Below are 25,168 nucleotides of genomic sequence, written 5' to 3' on the forward strand. Positions count from 1 at the left end.
TTCTATTTTGAGAAATAAAATTAATTTATTGCATCCATTCATGAATAAACAATATGAATTATTCGCTCCGTCAGTTGAAGGTCTTCGTCACCGTCGCCAGAGCAAAAAGCTTCAGCCGGGCAGGGGAGATCATTGGTCTTAGTCAGTCTGCGGTCAGTCATAGCGTAAAAGAGCTGGAACACCAGACCGGCGTTCGTTTACTCGATCGTACGACCCGGGAGGTGGTGCTGACGGAGGCGGGACAGCAGCTGGCCGGTCGACTTGAGCGGCTGCTGGATGAACTGAACAGCACGCTGCGTGATGCCGGACGGGTCGGACAGCAGTTAACCGGAACCGTACGGGTGGCCGCCAGCCAGACGATTTCAGCGCATCTGATCCCACAATGTATTGCGCATAGTAACCAACGTTATCCGGAGATCGACTTTGTGCTGCACGATCGTCCGCAGCAGTGGGTGCTGGAAAGTATCCGCCAGGGGGAGGTGGATTTCGGTATTGTTATCGATCCCGGTGCGGCGACCGATCTGCAATGTGAGACGGTGCTGGCGGAACCTTTTTTGCTTTTATGTCGGGAGGATCATCCTTTTGCCGAAAGAGTATCGGTGAACTGGCAGGAGCTTCACGGCCAGCGGCTGGTATTGCAGGATTACGCCTCCGGCAGTCGGCCGCTGATTGATGCCGCGCTGGCGCGCTTTGGCATTGATGCCAATATTGTGCAGGAGATTGGGCATCCGGCTACGCTGTTTCCGATGGTGGAGTCAGGTATTGGTATCAGCATTCTACCGGCGCTGGCGCTACCGCTGCCTCAAGGCAACCATTTGCGGGTCAAGCGACTCACTCCGGTTGTTGAGCGTCAGCTGATGCTGGCGCAGCGTAAAAATCGTTCACTCTCTACCGCCGCGCAGGCGTTATGGGAAGTCGTGCGTGAAGAGGGAAATACGCTGACCGCGGGCAGAACTGACGATCCGCTGTATCAGCGGTGAAGCGTGCTTCAGTGGCGGCGAGCGTGGCATACAGAAACTAAAGTGAGGGATAGGGCTGGTGGCTCGGGCAGGATAACGCGCTTTGCTCGCCCTTCGGGCCGTCGCCGCGAGCGACTCCGTTGTCTCGCTTTGCTCGACTCGAACCTGCACGGTTGAGCATGGTGCTCAGAAACGAAAAAAGCGCCTGAAGGCGCTTTTTTCTGAATATGGTGGGTCGTGCAGGATACCACTCGTCCCATCCTGAGACTCGCCCTACGGGTCGCCGCAGGTTCTCATCCTGCACGGTCGGGCATGATGCTCAGAAACGAAAAAAGCGCCTGAAGGCGCTTTTTTCTAAATATGGTGGGTCGTGCAGGATTCGAACCTGCGACCAATTGATTAAAAGTCAACTGCTCTACCAACTGAGCTAACGACCCGAAGTGGTGGGTGATGACGGGATCGAACCGCCGACCCCCTCCTTGTAAGGGAGGTGCTCTCCCAGCTGAGCTAATCACCCACTTCGGTACTTCACATTTTAACAAGAAATCCAGCTGGCGAGAAAGTGGTGGGTGATGACGGGATCGAACCGCCGACCCCCTCCTTGTAAGGGAGGTGCTCTCCCAGCTGAGCTAATCACCCACTTCTCAATTTCTTGCTACACGGCGGAGACTACATAAGTAGTGGTGGGTGATGACGGGTTCGAACCGCCGACCCCCTCCTTGTAAGGGAGGTGCTCTCCCAGCTGAGCTAATCACCCCCGCTGTGTGGAGTCGCATTATAGGGAGAGTTGAAAATGAGTCAACGCCTTTTCTAAATAATTTGTTTGTTCGTCGTAAAATTAGCCAAAACGATCGCAAAAGCATCCGCGGAGCATGATTTATAAACAAAAATAGCAAAGCGTGACGTTCAGACCTGAACAACATTGAGGAATCAGCCCACGGTGTTAGAATATTCACCCATAAATACCCACGGACTCTGCCGGTTGTCGGCATCTTTATTAAACGTAAGGCCATTTCATGAAAATCAAAACTCGCTTCGCGCCCAGCCCGACAGGCTATCTGCACGTTGGCGGCGCGCGTACTGCTCTCTATTCCTGGCTTTTTGCTCGTCATAACGACGGTGAGTTTGTACTGCGTATTGAAGACACCGATCTTGAACGCTCAACGCCGGAAGCAATTGAAGCCATCATGGATGGGATGAACTGGCTGAATCTGGAATGGGATGAAGGTCCGTACTTCCAGACCAAACGTTTTGACCGTTATAACGCCGTCATTGATGAAATGCTGGAAGCGGGTACCGCTTATAAATGCTATTGCTCCAAAGAACGTCTGGACGCGCTGCGTGAAGAGCAGATGGCAAACGGTGAAAAGCCGCGTTATGACGGACGCTGCCGCCACGGCCATGAACATCATGCCGATAACGAACCTTGCGTCGTACGTTTTGCTAACCCGCAGGACGGATCCGTTATTTTTGACGACCAGATCCGTGGGCCAATCGAATTCAGCAACCAGGAACTTGACGATCTGATCATCCGTCGTACCGATGGTTCTCCGACCTACAACTTCTGCGTGGTTGTGGATGACTGGGATATGGAGATCACCCACGTGATCCGCGGTGAAGATCATATCAACAACACCCCGCGTCAGATCAATATCCTGAAAGCGCTGAACGCCCCGGTCCCGGTATATGCCCACGTTTCCATGATTAATGGTGATGACGGTAAGAAACTCTCCAAACGTCACGGTGCCGTGAGCGTCATGCAGTATCGCGATGATGGCTACCTGCCGGAAGCGCTACTGAACTACCTGGTGCGTCTGGGCTGGTCCAGCGGCGATCAGGAGATCTTCAGCCGTGAAGAGATGATCAAGCTGTTCTCCCTGGGAGCGGTAAGCAAATCGGCCAGCGCATTCAACACGGATAAACTGCTGTGGCTGAACCATCACTATATTAATTCGATGGCGCCGGAATACGTAGCGACTTATCTGCAGTGGCATATTGAGCAGGAAAATATCGATACCCGTAACGGTCCGCAGCTGGCTGAACTGGTTACTCTGCTGGGTGAACGTTGCAAAACGCTGAAAGAGATGGCGGCAAGCTGCCGTTATTTCTACGAGGAGTTTGACGAGTTTGATGCGGACGCGGCGAAGAAACACCTGCGTCCGGTTGCTCGTCAGCCGCTGGAAGTCGTGCGTGATAAACTGGCCGCGATCACTGACTGGACAGCAGAAAATGTTCACCATGCTATTCAGGCGACGGCGGATGAGCTGGAAGTCGGGATGGGTAAAGTCGGGATGCCGCTGCGCGTTGCAGTGACCGGGGCAGGCCAGTCACCGGCTCTTGATGTGACTGTACATGCGATCGGTAAATCCCGCAGCGTAGAGCGTATCAATAAAGCGCTGACCTTTATTGCAGAACGCGAAAGCCAGCAATCCTGATTCAGAATTGCTCCTCGAAGCGTAACGAAGCGGCAGGGTATATCCTGCCGTTTTTTTTACCTATTTCTGACTGGCAATACCGAGACGTGACAAGAACCCACTGATTCCTTCACGGGCGAGAAGGTCCCGCAGGCGCTGCTGCTCTTCAGTCGTCATCAGATGCAGCGTTTCGGCAATCTGTCGCCAGATAGCGCCAGCATCGTTAACAAAATAGTGGCTGGACGGTTCTGCCAGCTGATGCTCGGTCAGCAGATGACGGAGTGCCGGAATATTGGCCAGAAAATCGAGGACCGGCTTATCAATAATGATCAGGCGAGCGCGGCCACCCTTTACGCCGGGAATAGTCTCGGTGCGCCATTTTTGTTCTCTGACCCAGCGGTTAATCGTTTGTCTGGCCAGACCAAGGCAATCTGCCAGCTCTGCCGGCGTCATTTTATCTTTTAGTTTCATCATTATATTACTGGTCACGAATATCCAGTCGCTGGAGCAACCCGCGAATACCTTCGCGCAACAGTAGCGACATCAGCTGTTTTTGTTCCCCGGGAGTCATCTCTTTACTGAGCGTCAGCAGCAAGGGTTCAAGGTCGTTTTCTGCCGGAGAATAAGAAGGGGAGGGTTCCGCCACGCGCTGTGCGCTGCGAATAAATTCTTTGACCTGCTCATTAACGTGTACGAGACGCGCTTTACCGCCCTGCACGCCGGGACGAGGTGATGTTTGCCATCCCTCCTTACGTACCCATTTATTGATTGTCTGCCGGCTGAACCCGGTAAGATGCGCAATTTCTTCAGGTGTCATTCGTTCCTTGAGCATACTATTTCCTGAGTAAAAATGTGGGAATTAGTTGCTCATGTTATAGCATCCTTTTACGCGAAAGAGTGACATGTTTAACGTCTACCTGCGATAAGGCTCGCAATGTCAGCGAGTTGCCTGCTTTTTCAGCGATCAAATTGCGAGGCTTCATTTTGCCGTTGACACCTGACGAAGGAATTCATATTATGCCGCCCGTCAACACGACACGTTTTACGGTTCGGGGCTATAGCTCAGCTGGGAGAGCGCTTGCATGGCATGCAAGAGGTCAGCGGTTCGATCCCGCTTAGCTCCACCAAACTCTGTTCCCATCAGGTTTGGTTCGTAAAACACTTTGTGGGGCTATAGCTCAGCTGGGAGAGCGCTTGCATGGCATGCAAGAGGTCAGCGGTTCGATCCCGCTTAGCTCCACCAAATTCAGAACCCTCGCTACGGCGGGGGTTTTTTTTTGCCATCGCGAATGTAAAGCACTTTCTGGTTAAGTCAGTAAACTTACAGCCATTAGAATTCTATGTAATTTAAGATTCTTCCTCAGGTTATTTTCTTGCCTGAATTTATTATCCCCTTTAGTATTTTATTTAATATAAAACAGCATTGCCCAGCGCCGGAGTTTTTATTAACAATAATGATTGATAACTTTAACATTAATATTAGAAAAACGTTACTTGCGTTGGTAGTTTGTTTAATTTCGATCCCAATAGCCAGATTTATTTCACCTCTGACTATTGTCGACGGAAATCAGGTTTTTCTCGCCTGGCTGCCATTAAGTATGATGTACGCTGTTATCTTTATTTTTGGCCGCTACGCAATCGCCCCATTAATTATTTCTTTTGCTATTACTAATCATATCATCCTTCCCCTGACGGTCTTACAGTCGGTGCTGCTGCTATTTTGCCAGCTATTCTCAGTGCTGGTGTCCTGCGCGATTGTCAGAATGCTGATTGGCAGAACCTGGCGCAGTGGGCTGACGGCAAAACATATGGGGACGCGGATTTTCTGGGGCGGTTTTTTTGCACCGATGTTAATGAAACTGACGATGTATCTGGTTGGTGTGTTTTTCTCATTTCCGCTGGCTATCTCTAGTTATTTCAAAGGGATGCCGGCTGTATATACCATTATTGATATACAAAGCCTGATCAGCGCTGCATTAATATTTACTACCTTCTTTTATTACCCAATGCGGATGATTATCAGTCCACGTTACGCTAAATTATTCTGGCGGCGTCATTGCCAGCCGTGGTTTACCCGTGAGCGTCGGGCATTTACTCTGTACTGGTTTATGGCGCTGGCGACTATATTACTGGTGCTTTGCGCCCCCTATGAAGCTGACTATATTGCAGGCTATTTAGTCCCACTTATTTTCATTCTCTATTTTATCGGCATTAGCCGCCTGGGCCATGTATTAATTCGTATTTCCTGGTCCGTTTCGGCGTTTTTACTCGTTGCCTATAATCGAAATTTTCTGCAGGGTGTCCAGACTGAATACTCTCTGTCATTTGTGCTTTCCGTGCTGATCTCATTTACCATCTGTTTGTTTTATATGGTAGATATTTACGGTCAGAACGAACGGATTAAACTCAGATGGCGGGATCAGGCCCAGGAAGATCCATTAACCGGGCTCCCGAATCTGCGTGCGCTGGAATGCTATCTACGCCAGGATGCTGATTTCGTCATCAGCAGCTTACGGATCGCTAACCTGGATTTTCTCAGTCGTCATTACGGCATGATGATGCGGGTGCATTGCAAACAGCAAATTGCCAGCAAGCTACGGCCGCTGCTGGGGGAAAGGGATGAACTCTTCCAGCTGCCGGGGAGCGAGTTATTACTGGTTTTAGGCGGGCCAGAGCCTTCCGCGCGGCTGGGCCATATGGTGGCGATGCTGAATCACAAGAAGTTCAGCTGGCATAATCAAACGCTGGAGCTGGAATTTGGCGCGGCGTGGGCAAGACATCGCGGTATCGAAGAAGACCTGCATCCCATGCTGGGCCAACTGAGCTGGCTGTCAGAACAGGCGGGGAACGGACGGCAGGTGCTGGCGCTGGACGCCGCGCAAGAGCAGGTTTCTGACCAAACCAGCGAGCAGGTTCGGATGTTAACCCAGGTGAAGCGGGCGCTGAATGAACGCGATATTGAGCTGTATGCTCAGCCCATCCAGAATTCGGCGGGCGAGGGGTATCATGAAATCCTGACGCGGATGCGATGCGGCCAATTGATGATGACGCCGGACCAGTTTATTCCGCTGATTGTTCAGTTCAACCTGAGCCAGCGTTTTGACATGCTGGTGCTGGAGATGCTTTTCAGCACGCTGTATCAATATCCGGGACAACATTTTTCCGTTAATTTGCTGCCTTACACGTTGATGCAAAATGATAGCGCCGCGCAGATTATCGCCTTGTTTAAACGTTATCAGCTGTCACCGGAGGCCATTACCATCGAGATTACCGAAGAGCAGGCGTTCAGCGATGCGGGAGGGAGTATGCATAACATTCAGCTGCTGCGCGATTTTGGCTGCGCTATCGCCATTGATGATTTTGGTACGGGCTATGCCAACTACGAACGCCTGAAGCGCCTGCAGGCGGATATCGTAAAGATTGACGGCTGCTTTGTTCGCGATCTCGAGAGCGACCCGCTGGATGCGATTATGATTAAATCCATTATTGAAGTGGCGAAAGTTAAAAATATGACGGTGGTGGCGGAGTACGTCGAGACGGAAGAGCAAAAAGAGAAACTGCTGGCATTAGGCGTCGACTATTTGCAGGGATATTTAATCGGCAGGCCGCGGCCGCTCAGTGAGCTGCAGACGTAAAAAAGCCGGGGCAAGCCCCGGCTTTTTTATTATCTTGTCAGCTTACAGAACCAGCGCGGCAATAGACGCCGAGAGCACGCTCACCAGAGTCGAGCCGTAAACCAGCTTCAGACCAAAGCGGGAAACCACGTTACCCTGTTCTTCGTTCAGACCTTTAATCGCCCCGGCAATAATCCCGATAGAGGAGAAGTTGGCGAAGGAGACCAGGAAGATAGAGATAATGCCTTCAGCGCGCGGAGAGAGCGTGCTGGCAATTTTCTGCAGATCCATCATCGCCACAAACTCGTTCGAAACCAGTTTGGTGGCCATAATACTGCCCACCTGCAGCGCTTCCCCTGCCGGTACGCCCATCACCCAGGCAACCGGATAGAAGATGTAGCCAAGGATCCCCTGGAAGGAGATGCTGTAGCCAAACCAGCCGGTAACGGTAGCGAACAGGGCGTTCAGCGCGGAGATCAAGGCGATGAAACCGATCAGCATGGCTGCAACGATAATGGCAACTTTAAAGCCTGCCAGAATGTATTCACCCAGCATTTCAAAGAAGCTCTGACCTTCATGCAGGTTGGACATCTGCAGGTTTTCTTCGCTTTCTTCGACGCGATACGGGTTAATCAGCGACAGGACAATAAAGGTACTGAACATGTTGAGCACCAGCGCAGCTACGACATATTTAGGCTGCAGCATCGTCATGTAGGCACCGACGATAGACATGGAGACGGTCGACATCGCGGTCGCAGCCATGGTGTACATCCGGTTGCGCGACATTTTGCCCAGAATATCTTTATAGGCGATAAAGTTTTCTGACTGGCCCAGAATCAGGGAACTGACGGCGTTGAATGATTCCAGTTTGCCCATGCCGTTAATCTTGGACAGCACGGTACCAATGGCGCGAATGACGATAGGCAGGATACGAATATGCTGCAAAATCCCGATCAGCGCAGAGATAAAGACGATAGGGCAGAGAACTTTCAGGAAGAAGAAAGCCAGGCCTTTGTCATTCATATTGCCGAAAACAAAGTTTGTCCCTTCGTTTGCAAAGCCGAGAAGTTTTTCGAACATCTCGGAGAAGCCTTTCACAAAACCCAGACCGATATCAGAGTTCAGGAAGAACCATGCCAGCAAAACTTCAATGACAAGTAATTGAATAACATAACGAATACGAATTTGTTTACGGTTATGGCTGACCAGAAGGGCCAGTATAGCCACCACTACGATCGCGAGGATAAAATGCAAGACGCGGTCCATATTTGCTCCAAATATGAGGCAGGTTAAATTTCTGTGCACATTCTATGTAACAAGACCAAAGAAAACGAGATCAAATCCACACTATTGCAATGAACTGTGACTAATCACCAAATTAGTGATCAAACATACATTTTTGTTATGTAGCGTAAAGGTTTTAAAAGTTGCTTAGATTGTACTAATCTGTGATCTGGCGAGATGCAAATTCATCAATGCCACTTTTTTCGTTGTTAGCCGCTATCGTTCCCCCCTATCAAAGCAATAATGATCATCTTCCTAAATGAACTTGATAATCATTCGCATTTTGATAACATAAAACATAGCAAAGGCTATATTTCAGAGGCAGAAAATGACTAGCAGTCGCGTTGAGAATAGCAGCGGTCGCGCAGCGCGCAAGATGAAGCTCGCTTTGATGGGGCCTGCGTTCATTGCTGCCATTGGATATATCGATCCCGGCAACTTCGCCACCAATATTCAGGCGGGCGCCAGCTTCGGCTATCAGCTGCTGTGGGTAGTGGTATGGGCAAATCTGATGGCGATGCTGATTCAGGTGCTATCGGCAAAACTCGGGATTGCTACGGGTAAGAACCTGGCGGAACAGATTCGCGATCACTATCCGCGTCCGGTGGTGTGGTTTTACTGGGTGCAGGCGGAAATTATCGCCATGGCGACCGACCTCGCCGAATTTATTGGGGCAGCCATTGGCTTTAAGCTGATTCTTGGCGTGTCGTTACTGCAGGGCGCAATATTAACCGGGATTGCCACCTTCTTAATCCTGATGCTGCAGCGTCGCGGACAAAAGCCGCTGGAAAAAGCGATCGGTGGTTTACTGCTGTTTGTTGCTGCGGCCTACATTGTGGAACTGATTTTCTCGCAACCGGCGCTGGCGCCGCTGGCGAAAGGGATGGTCGTCCCGAGTTTGCCGAACGGTGAAGCCGTGTTCCTTGCCGCCGGTGTGCTCGGCGCGACGATCATGCCACACGTCATCTATTTACACTCGTCGTTAACGCAGAATCTGCACGACGGTACGCGAAAAGAGCGTTATCACGCCACCCGCTGGGACGTTGCGATTGCGATGACCATTGCCGGGTTTGTCAACCTGGCGATGATGGCCACCGCCGCCGCCGCATTTCACTTTAACGGCCACACGGGGATTGCCGACCTGGATCAGGCCTATTTGACGCTGGAACCGCTGTTGAGCCACGCGGCCGCCACCATTTTTGGCCTCAGTCTGGTGGCCGCCGGGTTGTCATCGACGGTGGTGGGAACACTGGCAGGACAGGTCGTCATGCAGGGCTTTATTCGTTTCCATATTCCGCTGTGGTTTCGTCGTGCGGTAACGATGCTGCCTTCGTTTATTGTCATTATGATGGGACTGGACCCGACGAGAATTCTGGTGATGAGTCAGGTGCTGCTGAGCTTTGGCATCGCCCTGGCGCTGGTCCCGCTGCTGATTTTCACCAGTAATTCGCAGCTGATGGGCGATTTGGTCAATACCCTGTGGGTGAAACGGACGGGGTGGGTGATTGTCGGCGTTGTGGTGTTGCTTAATGGTTGGCTACTGGTCGGTACGATTTTCGGACTGTAATCATGTCGATAGCCATGAAAAAGGGGAGCCATCTGGCTCCCCTTTTTGATTAATGATGGCCATGACCGTGGCCGCGACCGCCGCCTGGCCCTCGTCCCCAGCCGCCGCGTCGGTCATCGCGGTCGTTCCAGCCTTCGCGATAGCCACGTTCGTAGGCTTTACGTTTATCCCAGCCGCGATGCCAGCCGTTATCGTGATGACGCCAGCGGTTATCGCGCCATTCATAGTGACGACGCCAGTAATCACGGTCGCGCCAGCCACCACCGTCCCAGTAGTTACCGTAATTATCACGATCGCCTATTTGTAATTTTACAGATGGCAGCAGGGTGATCTCTCCGGCATTTGCAACCAGTGGCGCTGTGGCCAAAAGCACCGCAGCCAGAATCAGTGACCTGAACATACTCTTCTCCTTCACGATCGGGGCCTGAGCGCCGGATGATATTGGCGCTCATTGGGCCTGTTAACGTGATAGTACGGGGCGGTAAAGCCCCGCAGCATTGGATGAACTCCTAAATCGCGGATAAGAGCACTTTTTGCTAAAGTAAAATTGAGTTTACGCCGCAAGGATGGCGTCAATTGCCGCACACTCTTCGGTGCCGAAATGGCGATTCGCCAGCATCCCCACGGCATCATCAAGCTGTGTGGTTTTGCTGGCGCCAATCAGTACTGAAGTCACTTTCTCTTCCCGTAAAACCCAGGCCAGAGCCATCTGTGAGAGCTTTTGCCCGCGGGCCGCGGCCAGCGCGTTCAGTTGACGAACCTTCTCGAGCTTCGCCTCGGTTAACTGCTCCGCTTGCAGGAAGCGGCTGCCGCTGGCGGCGCGGGAGTCTGCCGGAATACCCTGTAAATAGCGGTCGGTGAGTTGACCACCAGCCAGCGGTGAAAACGCGATGCTTCCCACCCCTTCAGTCTGCAGAAAATCAAGCAGTCCGTCCTCAACCCAGCGTTCGAGCATGGAATATTTAGGCTGATGAATCAGACACGGTGTCCCGAGGTCATTGAGGATGCGTACCGCTTCGGCAGCCTGCTCAAGCGGATAGTTGGAAAGCCCGACATACAGGGCCTTGCCCTGGCGCACGAGATGGTCCAGCGCACGCATCGTTTCCTGTAACGGTGTTTCGGGATCCGGGCGGTGATGATAGAAGATATCAACGTACTCCAGCCCCATCCGCTTCAGGCTTTGATCGAGACTGGCGACCAGGTATTTACGCGATCCCCAGTCGCCATAGGGGCCGTCCCACATGGTGTAACCGGCTTTACTGGAGATAATCAGTTCATCGCGCCAGGGTAAAAAGTCCTCCCGCAGGATGCGGCCGAAATTGCTTTCCGCCGAGCCGGGAGGCGGCCCGTAATTGTTGGCTAAATCAAAATGGGTTATGCCAAGATCAAAGGCATGTCGCAGCAGCTGACGGCTGGTTTCCACCCGCGTTTCGTCGCCAAAATTGTGCCAGAGGCCGAGTGAAATGGCCGGTAGCTTTAATCCGCTCCGGCCACAACGGCGGTATTCCATCGTTTGATATCGTGCCGCATTTGCCTGGTAAACCATACTTCCTCCGCAGATAGAACAGGTTGTGTATACGTTTACACTAAAGAATGTTCAGCGCGGAGTACACACTTCAAAGGCGTAAATTTTGCTTTCCACCCCGATTATTGACCGCTATCTGGACAGTTGGATCGCTTATTCAATACTCAGATCACCTGCAACGGGAAGAGGAGTATGGAGATGCAACCGACTTACACCATTGGCGATTATCTGCTGGATCGTCTCGTAGATTGCGGCATAGACCGCTTGTTTGGCGTACCTGGAGATTACAATTTACAATTCCTCGACCGCGTCATCGCGCACGAAGCGTTGGGATGGGTTGGCTGTGCGAATGAGCTGAATGCGGCCTATGCTGCCGACGGATATGCGCGCATTAAAGGCGCCGGGGCGCTGCTGACGACCTATGGCGTCGGCGAGCTGAGCGCCCTTAACGGCGTGGCCGGCAGCTATGCGGAACATATTCCGGTGCTACATATCGTCGGTGCGCCGGGCACCGGCGCCCAGCAGCGCGGAGAACTGCTGCACCATACGCTGGGAGATGGCGACTTCACGCACTTCGCGCGGATGAGCGAGCAGATCACCTGCACGCAGGCGACGTTGACGGCGGGGAATGCCTGCCACGAAATCGATCGCGTGCTGAGCGAGATGCTTACCCACCATCGCCCCGGTTATCTGATGTTACCTGCCGATGTGGCGAAAGCAAAAGCGACGCCGCCGGCTCGTCGTCTGGCGATCGAAGGGCCGCCTGCGGATGAGAATCAGCTGGCCGGGTTTCGTGAACATGCCGGGCAGATGCTGCGCAGCAGTCGGCAGGTATCATTGCTGGCGGATTTCCTTGCCCAGCGCTATGGCCTGCAGGATACGCTACGGATGTGGGTGGCGAAAACACCGATTGCCTGTGCCACGATGCTGATGGGAAAAGGGTTGTTTGATGAACAGCAGCCTGGTTTTGTCGGCACCTATAGCGGTATCGCCAGCGCGCCGCAAACGCGTGAGGCAATTGAAAACGCCGATACGATCATCTGCGTGGGTACCCGCTTCACCGACACCATCACTGCCGGATTTACCCAGCATTTACCCCTTGAACGCACGATTGAAATTCAGCCTTTTGCCGTCAGAGTGGGCGACCACTGGTTCAGCCGTATTCCGATGGATCAAGCCCTTAATGAGTTAATGATTCTGTCCGCCGGTCTGTCAGCAGAGTGGCGGTTGCCAGACTGCTCTGCGCCGGAGGTGGAAAGCGTGACGGGCGGTAGCCTTACGCAGGGAAGTTTCTGGAGTACCGTACAGGAGCAGCTGCGTCCCGGGGATATTATTCTTGCCGATCAGGGAACCGCGGCTTTCGGCGTTGCCGCGCTCAAGCTTCCCTCAGATGCCACCCTGCTGGTCCAGCCGCTGTGGGGATCGATAGGATTTACCTTACCGGCCGCCTACGGTGCCCAAACCGCAGCGCCGGGCAGGCGGGTTGTGCTGATAGTGGGCGATGGGGCAGCTCAGCTGACGATTCAGGAACTGGGGTCGATGCTACGCGATAAACAGAACCCGCTGATCCTGCTGCTTAATAACGAGGGGTATACGGTTGAACGAGCGATTCACGGTCCGGAGCAGCGTTACAACGATATTGCGCTGTGGGACTGGAACCGTTTGCCGGGAGCCTTCGCCCCCAATGTTCCTTCCCGATGCTGGCGCGTGACGCGGACGGAAGAGCTTGAAGAGGCGATGGCCGACAGTATTGGCTCCGATAAGCTGACGCTGGTGGAGGTTATGCTGCCCAAAATGGATATTCCTGACTTCCTGCGCGCGGTAACCCAGGCTCTGGAAGAGAGAAACAGCCGCGTCTAGTCGTTTCGTCGCCTGGCTATCATCATCGGCTTCCCGGCCAACAGCAGCCAGGCCGGGAGCATCACGATACACAGCAGCGGTAGCAGCGTCGTATCCGGTACGACGACCGCCGCCATAAACAGGCTGAGCCAGCCATCGCGGGTTACCACCAGAGTCATGCCCAGGATAGCGCAGGAGACCGTGATAGCGGCCGGAACGGCATCGACATGGGCGTGCAGCATAAAGCCGAGCGCCACGCCGACGAAGACCGCGGGGAATATTCGCCCGCCGCGAAAACCACTGGCGGCGGCGATCACCAGCGCCGCCAGCTTCACCAGCGCAATCAGTAAAAAGTCGCCGGCCGTCAGGGTCTGGCTTAAGGCGATTTGCTGCATCTCCTCCAGGCCTTTAAACAGCGTTATATGTCCGCCAGCAGCGCCGAGAATCCCCAGCAGCAGACCGCCGAGACCCAGCGTCAGCACCGGATTTTTCAGGCGGTTCATCAACGCATGTAGCCGCGGTAAGCACCAGACGGCCACCATGCCTACGGCAATGGCGATAAGCGTGACGATAGCGCCGCTTATGATATCAACGAAATGCATTTGCGGATAAACGGGGATGGGCAACGAGAAATGAGGATGGAAGAACAGATCCGTCGTCAGGGCGCCCGCCGCTGCCGCCAGCAGGGGGGCGAACAAGCGATCCCACAGCGGCACATCGTTACTGCTGTTGAGGGTTTGCGAAAAAATTAACGCGGCGGCCACCGGGGTGCCAAACAGCGCGCCGATCGTGCCGGAGGCGGCAAGAATGGTCCAGTCCAGCGAACTGACGCGGGGAAACAGACGAGAGCCGATTGCCACCGCAAGGGCGATATTCATTACCATTATGGGATGTTCCGGCCCAAGGCTGACGCCGCCCGCGAGACCTAATACGAGTGCTGCGACCAGACCCGGCAGCGCGCCGGTACTGATGGGCGCGCCAATTAATGATTCGGTGGCCGGGTCCGGCCCGGCATGTCCTGGGCTGAAACGGACCACCAGTCCCACGGCGATGCCGGTTAGCGTGAGTACGGCGATAGTCCACACCTGCCCGCTGGCCTCGATGCCTAAACTCAACGGCACGCTGGACCAGATAACATGCTGCAATATGGCCGCAATCTTCATCGTCACAATCAATACCAGGCTGGAAGCGATACCTATAATCACGGCGGGTATCGATAACAACAGCATCGTTCTGGCGCGCGGATGCAGCATGAAACATTTCCTTTTAAAGGTCGTGAAGCACGATTTTGCCCGTGCCTCTGAGGGGCGTCGATGCAAATGGTGCTGAAACGATAAACTGATGGCTATGCCTGACGATCCCGCAGTGCGTTGACAATCATTTTGCACAGATTACAACCTAAATGTGACATAGGTCGCTAAACTGTGGGCACTTATACGTTGGTCGTTGTTGTTAAGGCATCATGAATTTACAGTGTGCCAAAAGAATCATTTTGACTTTAGTGGAGCCGTAACGGAATGACAAAATTTGCTTTAGTAGGAGACGTCGGCGGAACCAATGCCCGACTGGCATTATGTGATATTGCAAGCGGGGAGATTTCCCGGGCAAAAACCTATTCCGGGCTCGATTACCCCAGTCTTGAAGCCGTTGTCCGCGTCTATCTTGACGAGCAGGGCGTTGAGGTTGAAGACGGTTGCATCGCCATCGCCTGTCCGATCACCGGTGACTGGGTGGCAATGACCAACCATACGTGGGCCTTTTCCATCGCAGAGATGAAAAAGAACCTCGGGTTCTCACATCTGGAGATCATCAACGATTTTACTGCGGTATCGATGGCGATCCCGATGCTGAAAGCTGAGCATCTGATTCAGTTTGGCGGCACGACGCCGGTAGAGGGAAAACCTATCGCCGTCTACGGCGCAGGAACCGGCCTGGGCGTTGCGCATCTGGTGCATGTCGACAAACGCTGGGTGAGTCTGCCGGGGGAAGGGGGGCACGTTGATTTTGCGCCGAACAGCGAAGAAGAGGGGATTATCCTCGAAGAGCTGCGCGCTGAGCTGGGGCATGTGTCGGCCGAGCGTGTGTTATCCGGCCCGGGGCTGGTTAATCTGTATCGGGCGATAGTGAAATCAGACGGCCGCCTGCCGGAAAACCTCCAGCCGAAAGATGTGACCGAACGCGCGCTGGCTGACACCTGTATCGATTGCCGTCGTGCGCTGTCGCTGTTCTGCGTGATTATGGGACGCTTTGGCGGCAACCTGGCGCTGACGCTGGCCACCTTCGGCGGCGTGTATATTGCTGGCGGCATCGTCCCGCGCTTCCTGGAGTTCTTTAAAGCTTCCGGTTTCCGCGGCGGGTTTGAAGACAAGGGGCGCTTTAAAGCCTTCGTCCAGGATATTCCGGTCTACCTGATCGTGCACGATAATCCGGGCCTGCTGGGTTCCGGGGCGCATCTGCGCCAGACGCTCGGACAGATTCTCTAATCTTGTCATAGCCAGCCCGTTCCGGCGCAATCGTGCGCGGGCGGGCTACTCTCTTCGGCATACCCCTGCTACAGATGCATGAGCTGGCGAAATTCTTTGACCTTGCTGCGGCTGACCGGCACCTGAAACTCCAGATCGCGTAAGCGCAGAATATAGGTGTTGTTGAACCAGGGTTCAATCTCGCGAATTTTATTCAGGTTAACGCAGTATGAGCGGTGGCAGCGGAAGAAGTGTGCGGGCGGCAGCTTGCCGCAAAACTCCGTAATGTTCATTGGCATCACGAATGATTCCCGTCGGGTGTAGACAAAGGTCATTTTTTCGTGGGCTTCCGCATAGTAAATATCGTGAATACTGGTCACGATAATTCGCTCATCTTTAATGAGATTGATCGTGTCATTTTCCCGCTGCGGATTGGCAGCCGTCCCGGTCTGGCTGCCTGTCTGCTGCTGTAGTTGCCAGGCGCTGGCCAGTTTTTGCAGCATGTTAATGATGCGTGATTCCTGATACGGCTTCAGAATGTAGTCAAATGCTTCCAGTTCAAATGCCTCTACCGCGTGCTCTTTCCACGCGGTGATAAATACAATAAACGGTTTATGCGCGAACTGGCTGATATTCTGCGCCAGCAGAACGCCGTCCAGAGAAGGGATGTTGATGTCGAGAAAAATGGCATCAACCTTGTTGTGCTGCAGGAACTTCAGCACGTCCAGCCCGTCGTCGAACGTCCCGACAATCTCCATCTGGCTGTGGGTGTTAATTAACCACGTGAGCTCCTGCTGCGCCGGGAACTCGTCTTCAACTATGATGACTTTCATTTTTTCTCCGTTCATGGCAACAGAGACACCGGAGTGGTCTGGGAAGCAAGCTTGTTAGGCACGTAGAACGCAATTTCCGTTCCCGGATTCATGCGGCGGATATGGAGTCCTTCGCCATACAGCAATTTTACCCGATGGTGGACGTTGAGCAGGCCGATCTTATTACCCGGCATTTCATCCGCCTCTACCCGCGCGACCACGGCAGGATCGATACCATTCCCGGTATCGCGAACGCTAATCCGCACCCGATTACCACACTCGTTGATGCCGAGGGTGACGACGCCTTTGCCTTTGCACGGCTGGATCCCGTGGACAATGGCATTTTCCACCAGCGGCTGAATCAGCAGGCTCGGTATCACGCAGCTGACCTCATCGTCGATGTCGTAGATGACGGTCAGCTTGTCGCCGAAGCGCGCCTGTTCGATGGCAATATAATCCTTGATTTGGTACAGCTCTCTTTTGATATCAATCTGTTCGTCGTCTTTTAATTCAATGTTATAGCGTAAATAGCGCGACAAATTAAAAATGAGCTGACGGGCGGTATCCGGATTCATGCGGATCGAGGATGAAATCGCATTGAGGGCGTTAAAGAGAAAGTGCGGGTTGATTTTGCTCTGTAGGGCGCGCAGCTCGGCCTTGTTGGCCATTTCACGCAGCTGTTCTGCCCGCGAGACCTCCAGCTGAGTAGAGATGATTTGCGACAGGCCGACGGCCATCTCCTGCAGGGACGAGGTGATGCGGTGGGCATGGCAGTAATAAATTTTCAGCGTACCGGTCACCACGCCTTTCTCCCGTAGCGGAATGACCAGCATGGAGTGAATCTCCGGCGTTCTGTAGGCCTCATCATTGTTTTTAATAATGATTTTCCCACTCTCGATAGCCTGGCGCGTGGTGGGGCTGATGTCATTATCACTATCGTGATAGTTGCTTTCGCCAAACCCGACGTAGGCCAGAACCCGATCGGTAGTGGTGATGGCCACCGCGTCGGCATTGATATCGCGGCGAATAATGTCGCACACCTGGCGCAGGGATTCGCTGTTCACATGACGGAAGAGCGGCAGCGTTTTGTTGGCGATATCCAGCGCCAGTTTTGCCTGGCGCGCGGCGCTGGCCTCCTTTTCACCCTCGACGCTCTGGACCAGTAGCACGATAAAGCCGATACAGACGCTGCCGAGGATCATCGGGATGCCGATTTTGGAGACGATATCAATGCCCAGCGAAAACGACGGTGCCCAAAAGACCACGAGGATCATGGTTAAGGTTTCGCAGAGCATCCCGGCGAGAATCCCGATCTTCCAGCGCTGAGCTTTCGGCACTTTGCGATTAATCAGCCCTGACAACAACCCGGCGACAATACTGGTGATAAAGCAGGGGATAGCGGTTACACCATCGATATCAATAAGATAGCGATGAACGCCGGCAATCACCCCAACGATAGCTCCGACCCAGGGGCCAAACAGAATTCCCCCGGACATCACCGCGATAATCCGCACGTTGACCAGAGAACCCTCTACCGGCACGCCAGACCAGGTACTGAACAGCGCAAACAGGGAAAAAATGGCGATAACCGCCAGCAGCTCTTTCGGCGTATGTGCAGATTTATGCAGTAGCTCGCGAAACAGGCGCAGACGGATAAGGAAAAAAAGGCAAATCAACATGAGTGCCGCGCGGTCAAAAACCGCCAGCAGCATTGTGAATATTTCGTGCATGGGTGCGCCGTGTCTATCGCGGGAAAGCAACATGATAAAAAACCTCGCGGCAGAAGGCCAGCCGAAGCGTCGAATAGGGAAAAGTCATACTAAAAAAAGGGGATTGATCGCCGGGCCGGTGTCAACCTGATGAGCGGAGGGTGAATGATAAAAACAGGTAAACTAATAGATATTAATATGTTGCATCTAATTTTCGTACCGGCTAAATCGAGGACCTCTGCCGCTGCATGCCATGATGCAGATGCCCGCTTTTTTCGCCGACGATTATTTTTTTCTCACCCCCTCGACAGCATCATTTTTTTCGGGTTATTTTCTAAGCTCGTCGCAAACGCGACAGCGTCGCTCGGACGGTCCGGGCGCTAACGTTACTCTGAGGAATCTATGACTGCATCCAGTCCTGAACGCCGTTTTACGCGTATCGATCGTCTGCCCCCTTACGTTTTTAATATTACTGCTGAACTGAAAATGGCTGCGCGTCGGCGCGGTGAAGATATTATTGATTTCAGCATGGGCAACCCGGACGGCGCGACGCCGCCGCATATCGTGGAAAAACTTTGCACCGTTGCCCAGCGGCCCGATACGCACGGCTACTCCACCTCCCGCGGTATTCCTCGCCTGCGCCGCGCCATTTCGCGCTGGTATCAGGATCGCTATAACGTTGAGATCGATCCGGAATCGGAAGCGATTGTTACAATTGGCTCAAAAGAGGGGCTGGCGCATCTGATGCTGGCGACGCTGGATCATGGCGACACGGTGCTGGTGCCCAATCCAAGCTACCCGATCCATATCTATGGCGCGGTTATTGCCGGGGCGCAGGTGCGTTCAGTGCCGCTGGTGGAAGGCGTTGATTTCTTCAATGAGCTGGAGCGGGCGATTCGTGAAAGCTACCCGAAACCGAAAATGATGATCCTCGGTTTCCCGTCCAATCCGACCGCGCAGTGCGTCGAACTGGAATTCTTTGAAAAAGTGGTCGCGCTGGCCAAGCGTTACGATGTGCTGGTGGTACACGATCTGGCCTATGCCGATATCGTTTATGATGGCTGGAAGGCCCCTTCGATTATGGAAGTCCCCGGCGCGCGCGATGTGGCCGTGGAGTTCTTTACCCTCTCCAAAAGCTACAACATGGCCGGCTGGCGTATCGGCTTCATGGTCGGTAATAAAACGCTGGTCAATGCCTTGGCGCGTATTAAAAGCTATCACGATTATGGCACCTTCACTCCATTGCAGGTCGCGGCAATTGCGGCGCTGGAAGGCGACCAGCAGTGCGTTCGCGATATCGCCGAGCAGTACAAGCGCCGTCGCGATGTGCTGGTTAAAGGGCTGCACGAAGCAGGCTGGATGGTCGAGTGTCCGAAGGCATCCATGTACGTTTGGGCGAAGATCCCCGAGCAGTATGCGGCGCTGGGCTCTCTGGAGTTTGCGAAAAAGCTGCTGCAGGACGCGAAAGTATGCGTTTCGCCGGGTATCGGCTTCGGCGATTACGGGGATACCCATGTGCGTTTTGCGCTTATCGAAAATCGCGATCGTATCCGCCAGGCCATTCGCGGGATCAAATCGATGTTTCGTGCCGACGGGCTGTTGCCAGCATCGGGCAAGTCAGCCGGCGAAAGCCTCGAATAACGGCGCGAAATAAAGAAACGCAGCAACAAAAAACGGGAGCCGCTGGCTCCCGTTTTTTTTGACTCTGGCTGTGCTTAAATCATCAGGGCAAAAGTACCGGCCCAAACGATGACCATAAAAGATACGCCCATAATAAAGTATTTCACGACTCATCACTCCGCGTTCTCGGCGAAACGCCTAAATGAATTTAATCTTCATTGTTGATTCTGATCCGTCGCAGCAAAACCAGAGGATTCCGGCGGCCGCGGCAGGTCGAAATTCTGTGCTGTAACTGCTCCAGATGGCGCTAATGTACGCCTAAAAAATGAGGGAAACAAGGGGCATTTTTTTATTAATTTTTAGTTACTTACGAGTGTCGTGATTCGGCGACACATTAATTTCATTCGGTAATAAATTCCATTCTGGCGACGGCTTTTCGCCGTTGCCGCCGTGATGCGATAGCTGTTTGATTTTGGGATTTATTCTCCTGGCGATGCCAACGATGCGCTGCGGGAAACGCTCTCCCGCGGCGCAACATTCGGGCTTAATCGGCGGCGCGTTCAGGCCGGTGCCAGGCCTGCGGATAGCGTGCCGGTACAAAACGCAGGGTGACGCCCATCAGAGCAGCGACGCAGACGGCATGAAACGCCCAGTCCAGCACATAATTGCCGCTCAGGCTTCGCAGCAGACCCGACAACCACGGGGAGGCGCCGGCCAGCATAAAACCGATGCCCTGCATAAAGGCCACCAGTCGGCCTGCAATCGCCGGATGGCGGGCGTGATCGAGCGCCAGGACCAGGCACAACGGGAATGCGCCGCCTAATCCTATGCCGCCGCACACGGCCCATAGCAGCGGGAGCTGTAGCGGCAGCCAGATAAACCCGCAGAAACCAATAAGCTGCAGCACCAGCGTCAATAGTAATAGTCTGCGGCGATCGTCGTGACGTGCCAGCATCGGTATCAGCAACGCGCCGGCGGTCTGGCCTACGGTCATCATGGCCAGCAGGGTTCCGCTAAACTGAGCGCTATAGCCCAACTGCATGTAATAAGGGGGCAGCCAGGCGATCAGACTGGCGTAGCCGCCGTTAATCAGACCGAAGTACAGCCCGAGCGTCCAGGCGCGGCGGCGGCGGAAAACGGACCCGCTGACCTGAGGTGCGGCCTGATGTTGCCCGGCAGGTCGCATGCGGCTGACTGACCACCAGCCGAGCAGCGCTGCGATGGCGGGAAGAGCCCACCAGGCGAGCGCGTGATGCCAAAGGGCGCTGTGCCGCGCCAGCCACGGCGTCAACGCGGCTCCCAGGCCTCCGCCGCCCATGAGCGCCGCTGACCACAGCCCCATGACCTGCGGCGTTCGCTGGGGAAACTGACGCTTTATCACTGCCGGAATCGTCGCCTGAATAATACCGATTCCGATCCCGCCGAGCAGGGCGCTACTCAGCAGCAGCCCGCTGTGCGGCGTGAATTCACGAAGCACGGCGCCTGAGGCGATCATCATCAGGCTCAGTACCATCCCGCGACTTTCGCTGATATGGCGCTGAGTCCACGGACTTGCCAGCGCCAGGAGTCCCATCGCGATAACCGGGATCGCGGTGAGTAGCGAAACGAGGGTAAATCCCATTCCGCTGGCCTGTTGTAGCTGGGGAAGAAGCGGGCCGATGGAGGTCAAAAGCGGGCGCATATTGATGCCGATCAGTACCAGCACCAGAAGCATCAGGCCGTTGCGCGACATCGGGCTCATTTTTGCTTATCCGCCCACAGCTGATAAAGCGCGAGGCCTTCGGGCTGAGGGCTATGGTGAATCGGGAGTGATTGCGTTTCCAGCGGTTGACTTAGCTGATGGTAGATAGCGGCGGTGGAGAGCCGGAAGGGCTCGCCATCCCGGTTACTGTTGGAGAAATAAACCTCGCGGATGCCGGTCAAATAGATAGCGCTCAGGCACATCGGGCAGGGCTGACCGCTGGCATAAATGATGCACTCGCTGAGCACCTGGCTGCCCAGATGCTGTGAGACGTCGCGAATGGCGTTGAGTTCGGCATGTGCGGTCGGATCGCCGTTTTGATGCAGGGTATTGACGGCCCGGGCGACAATATCACCCCTGTGGACGATGAGCGCGCCAAACGGACGCCCGCCGTTTTCAACATTGGCTGTGGCGAGGGCGATGGCGTGCTGAAGATAACTATCGTGAACTGACATAGCGGCTCCGGAGAGGAAAGGCAGATATGTTGCGGGAAGAGGAACTTTACGGCTGTACACAGGGCAGAGTACGCATTTTGTTTTATAAGTTAAAAGACTTATTTATGATTGACTCTATTGGTTTTACTTATAGGAGTGCCCATGCTGCTACGCCATCTCACCTGTTTTCTGGCGGTTGCGGAACATCGCAGTTTTACCCGAGCCGCGACGGCGCTGCATGTTTCGCAGCCGGCGCTTTCTCAACAGATCCGCCAGCTTGAAGAGCTGCTGGGCGTCCTGTTATTTGACCGCAGCGGGCGGCAGATTCGTTTGACCGATTCCGGCGAGGTCTGGCTCACTTATGCCCGCCGGGTGCTACAGGAACTGGAAGAGGGTAAACGAGCGCTGCTGGATGTAGAAGACCTGCAGCGGGGAACGCTGCGGGTGGCGATGACGCCGACGTTTACGACCTACTTTATGGGGCCGCTGGTAGCGGCTTTTTATCAGCGTTATCCGAACATCACGCTGACGATGCGTGAAATGGCCCAGCAGCGGATGGAAGCGTTATTGCTTAACGACGAGCTGGATGCCGGGATTGCTTTTGCCGATAGCGGCTCAAGGGATATTGTGGCCACGCCTTTATTCAGCGAAACGCTGGCGCTGGTGGTGGGGCGACATCATCCGCTGGCGGGTCAGCGCCGTATGAAGCTGGAGGCGCTCAATCAGCAATCGTTGATTTTATTGAGCGAGGAGTTTGCGACGCGTGGGCAAATCGACAGCTATTGCCGGCAGCACGGTATTCAGCCAACGGTGCACATGGAGGCCAACTCTATCAGCGCGGTGCTGACGGTGATTCAACATACCCAGCTTGCGACGCTGTTACCGGCCGCCATCGTACGGGACCGCGACGATCTGGTGGCGGTGACGCTCATGCCGGTGCTGCTGGAGCGAACGGCTTGCCTGCTGCAGCACAAAGAGGCCTGGCAGAGTGCCGCGGCGCGCGCGTTTAGCGCGATGGCATTACAGATCGCCGGGGAGCTTAGCGGTGGGAAAACCTTGTGATAGTGTCCGCTTACCAGGTATAGCCGACGGCCAGAATGCCATACAGTTCGCCGTTGTGCTGAACGAGGGGGCTGTCGGCGATATCTTTATCATACAGCTCGTAGTTGGCGGCGAACATGCCAACCCAGTGGGGGCTGAAACGGTAGCTGGTAATAATCGCCGCCATTGGTGAGACGGTGGTACCGGTATCCCACTGCGGGCGCTGGCTGGTGGCTTCGCTGGCCGAGACGCCGCCAAAATAGTAGTTGGCCATATTGCTACTGCGGATCATCAGTCCCATCCCCGGCATGATCAGCAGATTATCTTTGATGACGGGAAAATCTGCCCACAAAAGCAGCTCCTGGCCATTGCTGCGCCCCGTCACGTCGGAGCTGATACGGGCGCTCAGCAGCGCATAGGGCGTAATCAGCGTGGTGCCGATACCGGCTTCAAACTCGCCTTTTCGCTGCTCCATACCCTTGAACGCGCTATTATCGCTGGGATCTAAGTTGCCAAATCGCCAGCGGCCATAGCCGTAAAAAGCCACTTTGTCGTCGATATGAAAATAGTAACGGGCGCGATCGCCGAGATAGATCAACCGATCGCCGAAGTAGAGCCCGCCGGGAATAAAGTAAGTTTCATTATTTTGCTTCTCGTAGCGCGCCGTTCCGCTAATCGTTGCGGCTCCCAACACCAGCCCTTTTGGGACCGGACTGTTCGGATTCGATGCGGAGAAGATATCGATGGAACCCAGGTCAACCTCGGCGCTGGCGGGCGAACAACACAGCATCATGGAGCAGAGAGTGGCAGCAGGGTAGCGAAATGGTTTCATCCGGATTCCAAATATGGTGAGGGATTATGGCGCTAATACGCGCAGATGCTTTGCAGATAAAATATTGTCAATGTGAATATATACCAGCGCGGGTCAGTCAGTAGGCGAGTTTTTTATTTTTTCTAAATTTATAATGACCGTTTTTTATGGGCTATAAAGGTCTTAATCCGCCGCGTCCCGGCAGCGGACTGTTTTTTAACCGGCCTGGTCAGAGTGAGCGAATGTGCCCGCCGTCGCCAACCTGAGCCTGACGATACCATTCCATCAGTTCAAACGTTCCTTCTTCACCTTCCGCAGGTGCCCAGGTGACATAATCCCCGGCAGCAACCGGCTGATAGCCGCCGTGTTTGACCTCAAAAATAACGCCGCCGGCGTCCAGCGACAGAACCGCATGCCAGGTCCCGGCATCCATCTCTAGCGCCGTACACTCTTCACCTAATACGATGCGGCGAGTGACGTAACCGAGATCATCAAAAGTCAGTACCACAAAGCGCCCGCTGAGAGCTAACAGCAGTTCAAAGGTGTGTGGATGACGGTGAGGGCGAATGTAGGTGCCCGGTTCCATCGCGATCGCCAGACGTTGTACGGGATCGGTTAATTCCGGGTGAAAATTACGATGTGCACGCAAACGAGGTGAGCGCGCTGCCGCATCGCTCTGCTGTTGCATGTCGCTGAAAGTGATGTATTTCATTTAGCCGCCTGACGTGAGGTCCGAGATTGCGAATGGTTTCGCTACCGTGAATGAGCTTTGCACTGTTTTGCAGAAAGCCAGTCGCCGCATTGTATCCATTTCCCCTGAGTGGCGCGCACTGTTTTTCGGTTCATCAAGCGTCGTCTCACGTGGCAAATTCAACCCGCCACGCCATTGACCTTTTGGCGACTTCCTGGATCATGGTGGACCGTAGCTTGCTCCTTTTTATATATATGACACCTTCCATAAATTCTGATAATTATTATCTTATGTCAGCGGTGCAAAAATAAAATGTATTCATTTTATGAATTAACTATCTTACTAAGATATGGCTGGTTTTATATAACTCATCTTTTTAAAGTGAGATTTTTTCTCATTGCCTGAGGATTATTCTTATTTTAATGTCGTTGTTGTTTTAAATTTTTAGAGTAATTGAGTGATTTAATCTGGAAATCCCCGGTGAACTGCGCTATGCCATTGATGCCGAACTCAAAGGTATTGGCCTGGTGCGCTATCGCACGGAGTTTATGCCCGAAGGACGAGTGTTACTCCAACACCTTAAATACCAGCAATATCTCGACACGACCACCCGCATGTAAGGCCGGATAGCACCATGTCAGTAAA

The 25,168-nt window shown here is 53.9% G+C and carries 21 protein-coding genes, 6 tRNA genes, 1 other RNA gene and 1 pseudogene; 11 read left to right on the forward strand and 18 right to left on the reverse strand.

The features are described from left to right. Window positions 1–53 precede the first annotated feature (53 nt). Window positions 54–980, forward strand: coding sequence for a LysR family transcriptional regulator (locus AC236I_RS06830; protein ID WP_004865428.1), 927 nt, complete (start codon window positions 54–56; stop codon window positions 978–980). A 56-nt stretch (window positions 981–1,036) separates the two neighbouring features. On the opposite strand, the gene AC236I_RS06835 is transcribed toward AC236I_RS06830, so the two are convergent. From AC236I_RS06835 to AC236I_RS06855, 5 genes are all read right to left on the reverse strand, one after another. Further along, window positions 1,037–1,161: non-coding RNA, RtT sRNA (locus tag AC236I_RS06835), on the reverse strand. 159 nt (window positions 1,162–1,320) lie between these two features. Further along, window positions 1,321–1,396 (reverse strand) — tRNA-Lys (locus AC236I_RS06840). A 4-nt stretch (window positions 1,397–1,400) separates the two neighbouring features. After that, window positions 1,401–1,476, reverse strand: a tRNA-Val gene (locus AC236I_RS06845). 46 nt (window positions 1,477–1,522) lie between these two features. Continuing rightward, window positions 1,523–1,598: transfer RNA gene (locus AC236I_RS06850), tRNA-Val, on the reverse strand. 42 nt (window positions 1,599–1,640) lie between these two features. Then, window positions 1,641–1,716: transfer RNA gene (locus AC236I_RS06855), tRNA-Val, on the reverse strand. A gap of 259 nt (window positions 1,717–1,975) precedes the next feature. Between AC236I_RS06855 and gltX the strand changes: the two genes are divergently transcribed. After that, complete coding sequence (gene gltX / locus AC236I_RS06860) at window positions 1,976–3,394, forward strand: glutamate--tRNA ligase (RefSeq protein ID WP_004865422.1); 1,419 nt, start codon at window positions 1,976–1,978, stop codon at window positions 3,392–3,394. A 60-nt stretch (window positions 3,395–3,454) separates the two neighbouring features. Here the strand turns inward: gltX and AC236I_RS06865 are convergent, their stop codons facing one another. Both AC236I_RS06865 and AC236I_RS06870 read right to left on the reverse strand, forming a co-directional pair. Continuing rightward, window positions 3,455–3,847, reverse strand: a complete 393-nt coding sequence (locus tag AC236I_RS06865; protein ID WP_015583740.1) for a YfeC-like transcriptional regulator — start codon at window positions 3,845–3,847, stop codon at window positions 3,455–3,457. 4 nt (window positions 3,848–3,851) lie between these two features. Next, on the reverse strand, window positions 3,852–4,205 hold the full coding sequence (locus AC236I_RS06870) for a YfeC-like transcriptional regulator (protein ID WP_004865414.1): 354 nt from the start codon (window positions 4,203–4,205) through the stop codon (window positions 3,852–3,854). Between the two features lie 219 nt (window positions 4,206–4,424). Between AC236I_RS06870 and AC236I_RS06875 the strand changes: the two genes are divergently transcribed. From AC236I_RS06875 to AC236I_RS06885, 3 genes are all read left to right on the forward strand, one after another. After that, window positions 4,425–4,500, forward strand: a tRNA-Ala gene (locus AC236I_RS06875). A gap of 40 nt (window positions 4,501–4,540) precedes the next feature. Beyond that, window positions 4,541–4,616 (forward strand) — tRNA-Ala (locus AC236I_RS06880). 211 nt (window positions 4,617–4,827) lie between these two features. Then, window positions 4,828–7,008: a sensor domain-containing phosphodiesterase gene (locus AC236I_RS06885; RefSeq protein ID WP_015583741.1), complete on the forward strand. Its 2,181-nt coding sequence runs from the start codon at window positions 4,828–4,830 to the stop codon at window positions 7,006–7,008. Between the two features lie 42 nt (window positions 7,009–7,050). Here the strand turns inward: AC236I_RS06885 and AC236I_RS06890 are convergent, their stop codons facing one another. Continuing rightward, window positions 7,051–8,253, reverse strand: coding sequence for a NupC/NupG family nucleoside CNT transporter (locus AC236I_RS06890; protein ID WP_004865408.1), 1,203 nt, complete (start codon window positions 8,251–8,253; stop codon window positions 7,051–7,053). A gap of 346 nt (window positions 8,254–8,599) precedes the next feature. Between AC236I_RS06890 and AC236I_RS06895 the strand changes: the two genes are divergently transcribed. Next, window positions 8,600–9,838 carry an Nramp family divalent metal transporter gene (locus AC236I_RS06895; protein ID WP_071359693.1) on the forward strand — a complete coding sequence of 413 codons (1,239 nt, stop codon included), beginning with the start codon at window positions 8,600–8,602 and terminating at the stop codon, window positions 9,836–9,838. A gap of 49 nt (window positions 9,839–9,887) precedes the next feature. On the opposite strand, the gene AC236I_RS06900 is transcribed toward AC236I_RS06895, so the two are convergent. Both AC236I_RS06900 and mgrA read right to left on the reverse strand, forming a co-directional pair. Beyond that, complete coding sequence (locus AC236I_RS06900; protein ID WP_004865399.1) at window positions 9,888–10,238, reverse strand: DUF2502 domain-containing protein; 351 nt, start codon at window positions 10,236–10,238, stop codon at window positions 9,888–9,890. A 153-nt stretch (window positions 10,239–10,391) separates the two neighbouring features. Then, window positions 10,392–11,384, reverse strand: coding sequence for an L-glyceraldehyde 3-phosphate reductase (gene mgrA, locus AC236I_RS06905; RefSeq protein WP_004865396.1), 993 nt, complete (start codon window positions 11,382–11,384; stop codon window positions 10,392–10,394). A 177-nt stretch (window positions 11,385–11,561) separates the two neighbouring features. Between mgrA and AC236I_RS06910 the strand changes: the two genes are divergently transcribed. Beyond that, on the forward strand, window positions 11,562–13,223 hold the full coding sequence (locus AC236I_RS06910) for an alpha-keto acid decarboxylase family protein (protein ID WP_004865393.1): 1,662 nt from the start codon (window positions 11,562–11,564) through the stop codon (window positions 13,221–13,223). Here the strand turns inward: AC236I_RS06910 and AC236I_RS06915 are convergent. Next, complete coding sequence (locus AC236I_RS06915) at window positions 13,220–14,455, reverse strand: ion channel protein (protein ID WP_004865391.1); 1,236 nt, start codon at window positions 14,453–14,455, stop codon at window positions 13,220–13,222. The genes AC236I_RS06910 and AC236I_RS06915 overlap by 4 nt on opposite strands. A 264-nt stretch (window positions 14,456–14,719) precedes the next feature. On the opposite strand from AC236I_RS06915, the gene glk reads away from it, so the two are divergent. Continuing rightward, the gene (gene glk / locus AC236I_RS06920; RefSeq protein WP_064359101.1) at window positions 14,720–15,685 is read left to right on the forward strand and encodes a glucokinase; all 966 of its coding nucleotides are present in this window, start codon (window positions 14,720–14,722) and stop codon (window positions 15,683–15,685) included. Between the two features lie 68 nt (window positions 15,686–15,753). On the opposite strand, the gene AC236I_RS06925 is transcribed toward glk, so the two are convergent. Together AC236I_RS06925 and AC236I_RS06930 are read right to left on the reverse strand one after the other, a co-directional pair. Further along, entirely contained in the window at window positions 15,754–16,497 is a 744-nt protein-coding gene (locus AC236I_RS06925) for a LytR/AlgR family response regulator transcription factor (protein ID WP_015583744.1), read from the reverse strand. A gap of 11 nt (window positions 16,498–16,508) precedes the next feature. Continuing rightward, complete coding sequence (locus AC236I_RS06930) at window positions 16,509–18,206, reverse strand: sensor histidine kinase (protein ID WP_015583745.1); 1,698 nt, start codon at window positions 18,204–18,206, stop codon at window positions 16,509–16,511. A 381-nt stretch (window positions 18,207–18,587) separates the two neighbouring features. On the opposite strand from AC236I_RS06930, the gene alaC reads away from it, so the two are divergent. Further along, window positions 18,588–19,826, forward strand: a complete 1,239-nt coding sequence (gene alaC, locus AC236I_RS06935; RefSeq protein ID WP_004865380.1) for an alanine transaminase — start codon at window positions 18,588–18,590, stop codon at window positions 19,824–19,826. Between the two features lie 74 nt (window positions 19,827–19,900). On the opposite strand, the gene ypdK is transcribed toward alaC, so the two are convergent. The 3 genes from ypdK to AC236I_RS06950 form a co-directional block, all read right to left on the reverse strand. Then, a complete protein-coding gene (gene ypdK / locus AC236I_RS06940; protein WP_099130696.1) occupies window positions 19,901–19,972 on the reverse strand; it encodes a membrane protein YpdK in 72 nt (23 codons plus the stop codon). 377 nt (window positions 19,973–20,349) lie between these two features. Beyond that, window positions 20,350–21,546: a cyanate transporter gene (locus AC236I_RS06945; RefSeq protein ID WP_064356795.1), complete on the reverse strand. Its 1,197-nt coding sequence runs from the start codon at window positions 21,544–21,546 to the stop codon at window positions 20,350–20,352. Next, on the reverse strand, window positions 21,543–22,001 hold the full coding sequence (locus AC236I_RS06950) for a nucleoside deaminase (RefSeq protein ID WP_075808313.1): 459 nt from the start codon (window positions 21,999–22,001) through the stop codon (window positions 21,543–21,545). The genes AC236I_RS06945 and AC236I_RS06950 overlap by 4 nt, the downstream gene beginning before the upstream one ends. 141 nt (window positions 22,002–22,142) lie before the next feature. Between AC236I_RS06950 and cynR the strand changes: the two genes are divergently transcribed. After that, window positions 22,143–23,042 (forward strand): transcriptional regulator CynR, encoded by a 900-nt coding sequence (gene cynR, locus AC236I_RS06955; RefSeq protein ID WP_064359098.1) that lies wholly within the window; start codon window positions 22,143–22,145, stop codon window positions 23,040–23,042. A 10-nt stretch (window positions 23,043–23,052) separates the two neighbouring features. Here cynR and AC236I_RS06960 read toward each other — a convergent pair whose 3' ends face one another. Together AC236I_RS06960 and AC236I_RS06965 are read right to left on the reverse strand one after the other, a co-directional pair. Beyond that, window positions 23,053–23,853, reverse strand: a complete 801-nt coding sequence (locus AC236I_RS06960; protein WP_004865368.1) for a MipA/OmpV family protein — start codon at window positions 23,851–23,853, stop codon at window positions 23,053–23,055. Window positions 23,854–24,061: 208 nt separating this feature from the next. Beyond that, window positions 24,062–24,544 (reverse strand): WbuC family cupin fold metalloprotein, encoded by a 483-nt coding sequence (locus tag AC236I_RS06965; RefSeq protein WP_015583750.1) that lies wholly within the window; start codon window positions 24,542–24,544, stop codon window positions 24,062–24,064. 455 nt (window positions 24,545–24,999) lie between these two features. Here AC236I_RS06965 and AC236I_RS06970 point away from each other — a divergent pair. Further along, window positions 25,000–25,143 (forward strand): annotated as a pseudogene (locus AC236I_RS06970) (type VI secretion system baseplate subunit TssE); the annotation flags it as partial. Window positions 25,144–25,168 lie beyond the last annotated feature (25 nt).

The organism is Klebsiella sp. Sb-30, from assembly GCF_057652795.1.

Coding starts and splice junctions, on each gene's coding strand:
- mgrA (WP_004865396.1), bottom strand. CDS start 11,384: ATGGTTTACCAGGCAAATGCGGCACGATATCAAACGATGGAATACCGC.
- AC236I_RS06925 (WP_015583744.1), bottom strand. CDS start 16,497: ATGAAAGTCATCATAGTTGAAGACGAGTTCCCGGCGCAGCAGGAGCTC.
- AC236I_RS06950 (WP_075808313.1), bottom strand. CDS start 22,001: ATGTCAGTTCACGATAGTTATCTTCAGCACGCCATCGCCCTCGCCACA.
- AC236I_RS06865 (WP_015583740.1), bottom strand. CDS start 3,847: ATGATGAAACTAAAAGATAAAATGACGCCGGCAGAGCTGGCAGATTGC.
- AC236I_RS06870 (WP_004865414.1), bottom strand. CDS start 4,205: ATGCTCAAGGAACGAATGACACCTGAAGAAATTGCGCATCTTACCGGG.
- AC236I_RS06885 (WP_015583741.1), top strand. CDS start 4,828: ATGATTGATAACTTTAACATTAATATTAGAAAAACGTTACTTGCGTTG.
- alaC (WP_004865380.1), top strand. CDS start 18,588: ATGACTGCATCCAGTCCTGAACGCCGTTTTACGCGTATCGATCGTCTG.
- AC236I_RS06890 (WP_004865408.1), bottom strand. CDS start 8,253: ATGGACCGCGTCTTGCATTTTATCCTCGCGATCGTAGTGGTGGCTATA.
- cynR (WP_064359098.1), top strand. CDS start 22,143: ATGCTGCTACGCCATCTCACCTGTTTTCTGGCGGTTGCGGAACATCGC.
- AC236I_RS06945 (WP_064356795.1), bottom strand. CDS start 21,546: ATGAGCCCGATGTCGCGCAACGGCCTGATGCTTCTGGTGCTGGTACTG.
- AC236I_RS06900 (WP_004865399.1), bottom strand. CDS start 10,238: ATGTTCAGGTCACTGATTCTGGCTGCGGTGCTTTTGGCCACAGCGCCA.
- AC236I_RS06895 (WP_071359693.1), top strand. CDS start 8,600: ATGACTAGCAGTCGCGTTGAGAATAGCAGCGGTCGCGCAGCGCGCAAG.
- gltX (WP_004865422.1), top strand. CDS start 1,976: ATGAAAATCAAAACTCGCTTCGCGCCCAGCCCGACAGGCTATCTGCAC.
- AC236I_RS06830 (WP_004865428.1), top strand. CDS start 54: ATGAATTATTCGCTCCGTCAGTTGAAGGTCTTCGTCACCGTCGCCAGA.
- AC236I_RS06960 (WP_004865368.1), bottom strand. CDS start 23,853: ATGAAACCATTTCGCTACCCTGCTGCCACTCTCTGCTCCATGATGCTG.
- AC236I_RS06910 (WP_004865393.1), top strand. CDS start 11,562: ATGCAACCGACTTACACCATTGGCGATTATCTGCTGGATCGTCTCGTA.
- glk (WP_064359101.1), top strand. CDS start 14,720: ATGACAAAATTTGCTTTAGTAGGAGACGTCGGCGGAACCAATGCCCGA.
- AC236I_RS06915 (WP_004865391.1), bottom strand. CDS start 14,455: ATGCTGCATCCGCGCGCCAGAACGATGCTGTTGTTATCGATACCCGCC.
- AC236I_RS06965 (WP_015583750.1), bottom strand. CDS start 24,544: ATGAAATACATCACTTTCAGCGACATGCAACAGCAGAGCGATGCGGCA.
- AC236I_RS06930 (WP_015583745.1), bottom strand. CDS start 18,206: ATGCACGAAATATTCACAATGCTGCTGGCGGTTTTTGACCGCGCGGCA.